At 72.3% G+C, this 9,247-nt stretch carries 8 protein-coding genes; 3 read left to right on the top strand and 5 right to left on the bottom strand.

Annotated features, from left to right (window positions below; genetic code table 11):
* Window positions 1-88 precede the first annotated feature (88 nt).
* The 3 genes from ACFVX6_RS40005 to ACFVX6_RS40015 form a co-directional block, all read right to left on the bottom strand.
* Window positions 89-463, bottom strand: a complete 375-nt coding sequence (locus tag ACFVX6_RS40005; RefSeq protein ID WP_007262928.1) for an RNA polymerase-binding protein RbpA — start codon at window positions 461-463, stop codon at window positions 89-91.
* A 320-nt stretch (window positions 464-783) separates the two neighbouring features.
* Window positions 784-2,157, bottom strand: coding sequence for an MFS transporter (locus ACFVX6_RS40010; protein WP_389699509.1), 1,374 nt, complete (start codon window positions 2,155-2,157; stop codon window positions 784-786).
* Window positions 2,158-2,225: 68 nt separating this feature from the next.
* Window positions 2,226-2,996 (bottom strand): glycerophosphodiester phosphodiesterase, encoded by a 771-nt coding sequence (locus tag ACFVX6_RS40015; protein WP_389699510.1) that lies wholly within the window; start codon window positions 2,994-2,996, stop codon window positions 2,226-2,228.
* Window positions 2,997-3,218: 222 nt separating this feature from the next.
* Between ACFVX6_RS40015 and ACFVX6_RS40020 the strand changes: the two genes are divergently transcribed.
* A complete protein-coding gene (locus ACFVX6_RS40020) occupies window positions 3,219-4,721 on the top strand; it encodes a PLP-dependent aminotransferase family protein (RefSeq protein WP_389699511.1) in 1,503 nt (500 codons plus the stop codon).
* 35 nt (window positions 4,722-4,756) lie between these two features.
* Here ACFVX6_RS40020 and ACFVX6_RS40025 read toward each other — a convergent pair whose 3' ends face one another.
* Window positions 4,757-6,394, bottom strand: a complete 1,638-nt coding sequence (locus ACFVX6_RS40025) for a hypothetical protein (RefSeq protein WP_389699512.1) — start codon at window positions 6,392-6,394, stop codon at window positions 4,757-4,759.
* A gap of 51 nt (window positions 6,395-6,445) precedes the next feature.
* Window positions 6,446-6,640: a hypothetical protein gene (locus tag ACFVX6_RS40030; protein ID WP_007262923.1), complete on the bottom strand. Its 195-nt coding sequence runs from the start codon at window positions 6,638-6,640 to the stop codon at window positions 6,446-6,448.
* 280 nt (window positions 6,641-6,920) lie between these two features.
* Between ACFVX6_RS40030 and ACFVX6_RS40035 the strand changes: the two genes are divergently transcribed.
* Both ACFVX6_RS40035 and ACFVX6_RS40040 read left to right on the top strand, forming a co-directional pair.
* On the top strand, window positions 6,921-7,364 hold the full coding sequence (locus ACFVX6_RS40035; protein ID WP_389699513.1) for an ankyrin repeat domain-containing protein: 444 nt from the start codon (window positions 6,921-6,923) through the stop codon (window positions 7,362-7,364).
* Window positions 7,365-7,708: 344 nt separating this feature from the next.
* On the top strand, window positions 7,709-9,115 hold the full coding sequence (locus ACFVX6_RS40040; RefSeq protein WP_389699514.1) for a HEAT repeat domain-containing protein: 1,407 nt from the start codon (window positions 7,709-7,711) through the stop codon (window positions 9,113-9,115).
* Window positions 9,116-9,247: the final 132 nt, after the last annotated feature.

A 9,247-nucleotide genomic window follows, 5' to 3' on the forward strand; every position in this document is an offset into this window, starting at 1 on the left:
CGACCACACACTGTGTGGTGGGGCCCCTCGGCTTCGTGCTGTCTTACGGTGCTGCGGGTGCTGCTTGCCGCTGTGTGGCGTCCGGCTGTCAGGCGGACTTGCGGCTGTCGCGCGGATGCACGGCAATGTTCATGGCGCCGGAACGAAGGACCGCCAGCCTCTCGGCCAGCACTTCCTCCAGCTCCTCGCGGGTGCGCCGCTCCATGAGCATGTCCCAGTGCGTTCGCGCAGGCTTGCCCTTCTTCTCTTCGGGCCCATCCCCGTCAACCAGGAGTGCCATGGCGCCACACGCCTTGCACTCCCACTCCGGCGGAATTTCTGCCTCAACCGAGAACGGCATCTCAAATCGATGTCCGTTCTGGCATGCGTACTCCACCGCCTGGCGCGGGGCCAGATCGATGCCGCGGTCCGTCTCGTAGCTGGTAACCACGAGCCGCGTACCGCGGAGAGCTCGCTCACTCATGAATCGTGCCTCCCGGGCTTGTCGCCCACAGGACAGGTGTCGCTGTCGTCGTCATCCGGTCAACGTCCGGTCGGCGGTATAGATTCCCGCTCCGGGTCATGCGTCGCCCGTCGTACCGCCCCTTGTTGTACCCACCAGTGCCCGTTTTGTCACATCTGGCAGCAGATGTCACCCAACGTCTTCACTTCATAAGCACGCAGTAACGGTCCGCCTGGCAGGCCAAAGGCGTACACTACCGGCCCTTAGCTTGAACGTCGAAATTCGTTCCGAATTCGCGCGGCTGTGACCCCTCGGATCCGTCGGATGCGTCGGATCCCCGGTCAGATCCGCTCGGGTACAGGATTCCCCGCCGCCTCCACCGCGCGCCGCACCGGCACTCGGGCGAGCAGCACGAAACCCAGTGCGAAGAAGACCACCAACGAGATGATCGCGTCCCGGTAGCTGCCCGTGACCTGGTACGTGAGCCCGAAAACCAGCGGCCCCACCCAGCTCAGCCCCCGGTCGCTCATCTCGTACGCCGAGAAGTACTCGGCCTCCTTGCCCGCCGGAACCAGGTGCGAGAACAGCGAGCGCGACAGCGCCTGACTGCCGCCCAGCACCAGTCCGATCATCGCGGCGAGTGCGAAGAACCACACCGGAGTCCGGGCCGGCAGGAAGTATCCGGCGGCCAGCGTCAGGCCCCAGGCCGCCAGCGATCCGAGAATCGTCCGCTTGGCGCCGTACCGGAGGGCCAGCCGGCCCATCCCCAGCGCACCGGCCACCGCGAGGACCTGTACGAGCAGGATCGCCCCGATGAGGGTGGACTGCTCCAGCTTCAGCTCCTCCGACCCGTAGATCGAGGCCTGGGAGATCACCGTCTGCACGCCGTCGTTGTAGATCAGGTAGGCCAGCAGGAACGACAGGGTCAGCGGGTAGCGCCGCATGTCCTTCAGGGTGGCGACGAGCTGCTTCCAGCCGCTGACGGCCGGGGCCGCGCCCGGCTCCCGGACCACGGCGCGGTCCCGCAGCCGGCGCAGCGGGATCAGCGCGAAGGCCCCCCACCACAGGCCCGCGGAGGCCAGGCAGATGCGGATCGCCATGCCTTCGGTGAGACCGAAGGAGTCGTGGCCCATGTAGAGCGCCAGGTTCATCACGAGCATCAGCGAGCCCGAGGTGTATCCGAAGGCCCAGCCGCGCGAGGAGACCGTGTCCCGCTCGTCCGGCGTGGAGATCTGCGGCAGATAGGCGTTGTACAGCACCATCGAGACCGACAGCGAGGCGTTCGCGACGATCAGGAGCAGTCCGCCCAGCAGGTAGCGCTCGCCGGCCAGGAAGAACATGCCGGCCGTCGCCGCGGCTCCCGTGTACGCGGCCACGGCCAGCAGCGGCTTCTTGCGGCCGGTCCGGTCGGCGACCGCCCCCGCCAGCGGCATGAGCAGCACGGCCAGGATCACCGAGGCGGACACCGTGTAGGCGAAGAAGGAACCGGCCCGCACGGGGATGCCCAGCGGATGCACGAAGCCCTCGGCGTCCGCCGCGGCCTTGGCGATCGACGTGAGGTACGGCCCGAGGAACACGGTGAGCACGCTCGCCGAGTACACGGACACCGCGAAGTCGTAGAAGTACCAGCCGCGCTGCTCGCGCTTGCGCGCGGCCGCGGCGGCTCTGCCGTCCTCGGCCCCCGGTTCCGCGTCTTCCGTCGTCTGCGCACTCATCGGTGCCCCCTCGCTGGTCCCCGTACCGCTGCGGCCGCCGCCACCGGGCGCGCAGCCGAACGGGCCGGTCAGGCCCAGGCTCCGCGCCGGTCCAGCACCGTGCGCAAGATGTCGATCCGGTCGGTCATGATGCCATCGACTCCCAGGTCCAGGAGAGCCTCCATGCGTTCCGGTTCGTTCACGGTCCACACGTGCACCTGGAGCCCCCGCTCGTGTGCGGTCCGCACGAACCTGCGGTCCACCACGCGGATGCCCGCCTGGGTCTCCGGCACCTGCGCCGCCACCGCACCCGCGCGCAGCGCGGCGGGGATCGCGTACGACCGCAGCCGCAGCCCGACCACCCCCGCCACCCCGTACGAGGTGGCCAGCCGGGGGCCGGCGATCTTCTGGGCCCGGGCGACCCGGCGCTCGGAGAAGGAGCCCACGCACACCCGGTCCCAGACCCCGGTCCGCGCGATCAGGGCGACCAGCGGGTGCACGGCGGACTCGTCCTTGATGTCCACGTTCCACCGGGCGTCGGGGAACTCCTCCAGCAGGTCCTCGAAGAGCGCGAGGGGCTCGCTGCCGCCGGCCCGGACCTCGCGGAGCCGGCTCCACGGCAGCTCGCGGATGCGCCCCTGCCCGTCGGTGACCCGGTCCAGGGTGGCGTCGTGGAAGGCGACCAGTTTGCCGTCGGCGCTGGCGTGCACATCGGTCTCGAAGTACCGGTAGCCCGCGGCGGCCGCCCGCCGGAAGGCGGTGGCGGTGTTCTCCAGACCGTCCGCGGCCCCGCCGCGGTGCGCGAAGGGGATCGGACCCGGGTGGTCGAGATAAGGGTGGGGTAGGCGTACGTGCGTCACCGCGGCAGTATGCCCCCTGCCCGCGCCGGGCCGGGAGCGCCCCCGTGTCCGGCCGGTGAACGCCCGCCCCGCCCAGGCCCCCGGTGGCCCTCTTCGCTCCCTCAGTGGCCCCCTGAGCCCCGGCCTGCGGCCACTCCGTGGCACTCTGGACCCCAAGGATCGATCCAATGCCGCCCCCAAGGGGCCGGCAGGGGCCAATTTCACGAAGGTGGACCCGAACGCATGGCGCAGTGGACCTCGGCCGTCGGTGCCGCACAGCTCGGCCGGCTCATCACCTCCCAGCAGGGCCGGGCCGCCGTGCCCGGCGGGCGCAAGCTGCCCGCGTACCGCACGCTCGCCGACGGCATCCGCCTGCTCGTCCTCGAAGGCCGCATCCCCGTCGCCGCCCGGCTCCCCGCCGAGCGGGAGCTGGCCGTGGCCCTCTCCGTCAGTCGCACCACGGTCGCCGCCGCCTACGAGGCCCTGCGCGGCGAGGGGTTCCTCGAATCCCGGCGGGGCGCGGGCAGCTGGACCTCGGTGCCCGCCGGCAACCCCATGCCGGCCCGCGGCCTGGAGCCCCTGCCCCCCGAGTCCCTCGGCTCGATGATCGACCTCGGCTGCGCCGCCCTCCCGGCCCCCGAGCCCTGGCTCACCAAGGCCGTCCAGGGCGCCCTGGAGGAACTCCCGCCGTACGCCCACACCCACGGGGACTACCCGGCCGGGCTGCCCGCGCTGCGCCGCATGCTCGCCGACCGCTACACCGAGCGCGGCATCCCGACCATGCCCGAGCAGATCATGGTCACCACGGGCGCGATGGGCGCCATCGACGCCATCTGCAGCCTCTTCGCGGGGCGCGGAGAGCGGATCGCCGTCGAATCCCCGTCCTACGCCAACATCCTCCAGCTCATGCGCGCCGCCGGCGTCCGCCTCGTGCCCGTCGCCATGGGGGAGGGGCTGACCGGCTGGGACATGGACGTCTGGCGCCAGGTGCTCCGCGACTCCGCCCCCCGCCTCGCCTACGTGGTCGCCGACTTCCACAATCCGACCGGGGCCCTGGCCTCCGACGAGCAGCGCCGCGCGCTGGTGGACGCGGCCCGCTCGGCCGGCACCGTCCTCGTCGCCGACGAGACCATGGTCGAGCTCCAGCTCGACCCGGCGCTGGAGATGCCCCGCCCCGTCTGCTCCTTCGACCCGGGCGGCTCCACCGTCATCACCGTCGGCTCCGCCAGCAAGGCCTTCTGGGCCGGCATGCGCATCGGGTGGGTCCGCGCGGCCCCCGACGTCATCCGCAGCCTCGTGGCCGCACGCGCCTACGCCGACCTGGGCACGCCCGTGCTGGAACAGCTCGCGGTGGACTGGCTGATGCGCACCGGAGGCTGGGAGCAGGCCGTGGAGATCCGCCGCGACCAGGCCCGTGAGAACCGGGACGCGCTGGTGGCGGCGGTCCGCCGGGAGCTGCCCGACTGGGAGTTCCGGGTCCCGCTCGGCGGCCTGACCCTGTGGGCCCGCGCGGGAGGGCTCTCCGGCTCCCGGCTGGCCGAGGTGGGGGAGCGGGTGGGCGTACGGGTTCCCTCGGGGCCCCGGTTCGGTGTTGACGGGGCCTTCGAGGGGTACGTCAGGCTCCCGTTCACCGTCGGCGGCCCGGTGGCCGAGGAAGCGGCCGCCCGACTGGCCGCCGCGGCCCGGCTGGTCGCCACCGGAGCGGGCGGCGGCGGGGCGGAGCCGCCGCGCACCTTCGTCGCGTAGGGCCGGGCTGGTCGGAGCACCGGACCCGACGCGTCCTACGGGGCGTCCGCCGGGACCTCGGGGATCTCCGAGGCGTCGATCGCCGGGCCCTGGGCCTGGGCGGGTGCCTGGACGATGTGCAGCGGTTTGCCCAGGGTGACGTGGTCCGGGACGGGCTTGGGCGGCGCCTGCCGCTCGGGCAGCAGGTCCAGTACGGCCTGCCGGTGTCCCGGGTGGGTGGCGTCGTCGTACGGGTCCGGGGTGGCCGGCACCTGGAGCCGGTGCACGGGACCGGCGCCGAGCCGGGCGTATCCCCGCCCCGGCGGCAGTACGGCCGTCGGCGTGGTGTGCGGGGGCAGCCCCAGTACGTCGGAGATCTGCTGGATCGTGGCGGCTCCGAGCACCGCCCGGGCCCTCGTGTGCTGCCAGACGGAGTCGTTCAGCAGCTCCAGGTGGTCGAACTGCTCGGCCACCACCACGGTGACGTGCGCGGCGCGCCCGTGCCGCAGCGGCACCTGGAGCTGCGCGATCGGGTCGGGGGCACCCTCGGCGGTGGCCAGGTGGGCCAGCACGCTCGGCCGGTCGAGCAGGATCCAGAGCGGACGCCGGGTGTCCTCGGGGGCGGGCCGGCCGGCTTCGCGGGCCCGGTGGGTGGCGATCAGGCGCCGCTCGGTCTCCCGGGCGGCCCATTCCAGGGTGGCCAGCGCCCCGGTCGGCCCGCACTCCACGGCGAGGACGCCGGCGCGGCCGGAGAGGCAGGAGTACTCGCCGCTGCCGCCGCCCTCCACGATCAGTACCTGGCCCCCGTGCCGCAGGGCCTGCAGCGCGATGGAGCGCAGCAGCGTGGACGTACCGCTGCCGGGCTGGCCCACGGCCAGCAGATGGGGTTCGGCGGAACGGGAGCCGGTGCGCCAGATGACCGGCGGCATGTCCCGGGGCTCGTCGCCGTCCAGGACGGGCAGGGTGCGCTGCACGCTGCCGGGGTCGGTGAAGCCGAGCACGGTCTCACCCGGGGAGGTGACGAAAGGCTGGGCGGCGATACCTGTCGGCAGCGCCGCCAGCACGCTCAGGTCGAGCTGGTTGCCCTCCTCGTCCCAGTCGAAGAGATACTCCCGTCCGCGCCCGGACTTGGCGTGCAGCAGTGCCTCGATCCGGGCCCGTGACGCGGCCTCGCCATCGGTGAAGTAGGCCGGGTAGCGGATGTGGAGCCGGGTGACGCGGCCCGCCTCGTCGAACTCGTAGCCGCTGAAGGCCTTGTCCCACTCCCCGCCGTGGGCGAAGAGGGGGCTCGGGTCCTCCGGGATGGAGAAGTACGGCACGAGGGCTTCGTAGAGGGAGCCGAGCCGTTCGGTCTCGGCATCGCTGGGCCCGGTCTTCACCGGGGTGCGGTCGCGTCCCTGCCAGGCCGCCGCCGCCATGAGGGTGATCAGGGCGGTGAGCGGGCCGTAGGGGACGAGCGCGACCACGAGGACGCAAGCGGCACCCAGGAACAGCGCGGGACCACGCTTGTCCTTGGGGGTGTCGCACCATTTGCGACGTCCGGCCGAGGCCAGGACGCGCAGGCCGCGTCCGATGGTGAGGAGCGGATGGAGGACGTCCGTGGCGCTGTCGGCGGCCGTGCGAGCGAAGTCGCGGCCCCGGGTCAGCGACACGGTGCCGCTGCTGAGGATGCGGGGAAGTGGGCGCCGGGCCACGGGCGTCTCCTGGAGTTGTGGATGCTTCGGGTGGGGTGCCGGGGCCGGGCGCTAGAGCTTGATCCCGCCGAGAAGGCTCGCGAGGCTCGCCGTGCTCGCCGTGATGCTGGGGGCGATGGCGGAGCCGGCGAGGAAGAAGCCGAAGAGCGCGCACACGAACGCGTGCGTCAGCTTCATGCCGTCCTTCTTGAAGAACAGGAAGCAGATGATGCCGAGCAGGACGACACCTGAGATGGACAGGACCATGAGTCAGTTCTCCTGGTGGGTGGGGACAGTCACCATCAGTTCTTCCAGGCTCACAGGAAGTATCAATGCGATAAAAGGTGCATACGGGTGAATCCAGCAATCTTTCACTTGACCGGCCCATCCCGGCTGGCGCGCCTGGCGGGTCGGGGGCACGCGAGCCGCAAGGTGATCATTGCCTCGGCCCGCGCCTCTCATGTGCAGGTCCGGGCGCTACTCTGACGCTTCACCCGTACGGACGCAGTGCCGTGCGCAGCCCTGCCCGTGAAAGGCGGTACGACCGATGAGTGAGCACGTCGAGAACGGCTCCCAGGACTCCCAGGCCTCCCAGGACTCTCCGGGCGTTCCCGACGAGGACGTCGTCGAGCTGGCCACCAAGATCTTCGACCTCGCCCGTCGGGGCGAGACCGAGACCCTCGCCGCGTACGTAGACGCGGGCGTCCCGGCGAACCTCACCAACGACCGCGGCGACACCCTCGTCATGCTCGCCGCCTACCACGGACACGCCGAAGCCGTCACGGCCCTGCTGGCCCGCGGAGCCGAGGCCGACCGCGCGAACGACCGCGGCCAGACCCCGCTCGCCGGGGCGGTCTTCAAGGGCGAGGAGGCCGTCATCCGCGCGCTGCTCGCCGGCGGCGCCGACCCGAACGCCGGAACGCCCTCCGCTGTGGACACGGCCCGCATGTTCGCCAAGGCCGACCTGCTGGAGCTTTTCGGAGCCAAGTAGTCCGGTTTTGGCCGCTCCCTGGCCGGTTCTGGGCTGGTCCAGACCTCACGGGTTGGTCACGGCGGCCTTAAATGTGGTCGCGGCGCACAAACCGCCTGGGTCATCATGGCGTCGGATTCGATTCGCGGACAGGACGGACGGGCAGGAGCGGGCAGGACACAACGGGTGTCCGACCCCCACTCCTGCCGGGGGACCGCCGCCCTGGCCGCGAAGCACCGACGAGAGTGAGAAGGCAATGGTCTACATCGAGCGGAACCTGACGGCGGACGTCCTCGCATGCTGTTACGCGGCCCTGTGAATTCCGATTCCCGGTTGCGTCCCCAGCTTGATTTGAGGCCATTCCCATGTTCGAACCAGTCATAGCGCCGAGCGGCACCCTGCTCGGGCTCCTCCAGCGCGGCCGCGGCGACGGCACGCTGCACGCACTCGCGGCGCCCAGGTCCGAGGCCCTCGCGGCGCTCAACCACTGCGTGGCCGGCGATCCGCGCCAGGACTGGCAGGTCGAGAACCGCTCCCTGTACTACGCACGCCTGTACCTGGATCTCGACGGCCCCCTGGGCGAGATCGAGGCCCACCTCTTCAGCGTCGACGACCTCGTCGACGAGGACGACCACCGCACGGGCCTCGCCCTGTCCGTCCTGGGCCACCTGGCCTCGTACGGCCGCGACGACGCGCTCATGCTGCTGCGTCGTTACGCCGCCACGGGTGCCAACTGGGCCTGGGCCCTCGACGAGCTCGCCCTGCGCGACGACGACGAGGGGCTGCGCTCACTGGCCGCCCCCGTCCTCGCCCGCTTCCCCGCCACCGCCGAGGGCGAGGCGCGGCTCGCCGCCGCCGTCCGCGACGCCTACGAGCCCAGGCCCTGGTGCCTGTGGGAAGAGGCGCCGGAACCCAACGCGTACGCCGAGCGGTTGCGCGCCGCCCGCCAACAGGGCTCCTTCGACCGCTGGCAGCGCCAGCTCACCCCGCGCGGCCCCCAGCCCGGCTGGGGCGTCCAGGCCGTCTTCGACTGGGCCGCCGACGGACTGCGCCGGGGCACCCCCCTGCACGTCCCGGCCGCCCGCTGCCTCGCCGCCGTGGCCACCCCCGAGGACCGCTCCGCGATCCTGGCTGCCGCCGCCGGGTCATCCGGAGAGGCCGCCCGCGCCACCGCGCTGCACCACCTGGTCCTTGCCGAGCCGGAGAACCCGGCCGTACTGGACCTCATCGAAGCCGCCGGCGACGAGCCGGCCGTAGCCGCCTACGAGCGCATGTGCGGCCCTGCCGCCGTCGAGCGGGCCCGGAGCTGGGTCCAGCGTCCCGACGCCCTGGGAACGGCCGCAGCGACCCTCCTGGCGGCCCGCGGCGGAATCGAGGACGCCCCTCTGGTCCTCGGCGCCCTGCGCTCCACCGTCCGCGGCTCCGGCCCGGACTCGACGCCGCTGTTCACCCTGGTCGACGGAGCCGGCCGGCTCCGCATCGCCTGTGCGGCCCCCGTCCTGCGCCACGTCTACCGCGAGACGGCCTCCTCCGCTCTCCGCGGCCGCGCCGCACGGGCCCTGGCCGCGACGGACCCCTCCTTCGCGGCGGGCTTCGCCGTCGAGTGCCTCTGGGACTGCGAGGAGACCACCCGAGAGGTGGCCGCCCGCCACGCGGAAACGGCCGACGCCCGAGTGGCCCCCCGCCTACGCCGCCTGGCAGCCGACCCGGCAGAGGAAGAAGACGTCCAGTCGGCGGTCCGAAGCCGCATAACCCCGGAGTCGGCGGTGTAACCCCACCGATCCGCCGGGCCACCGACCACCACCCCGGCGGGGCTGGAACTTCCAGCCCCGCCGGGGTGTGGTCTTTCAGCCGTCCGGCATTTGAGGACCGGGGTCTGGGGCGGAGCCCCCGGGTCTTCCCTG

This window comes from Streptomyces sp. NPDC058289 (assembly GCF_042880975.1).
In the GTDB taxonomy this organism is placed as follows: Bacteria; Actinomycetota; Actinomycetes; order Streptomycetales; family Streptomycetaceae; genus Streptomyces; species Streptomyces stoeckheimensis.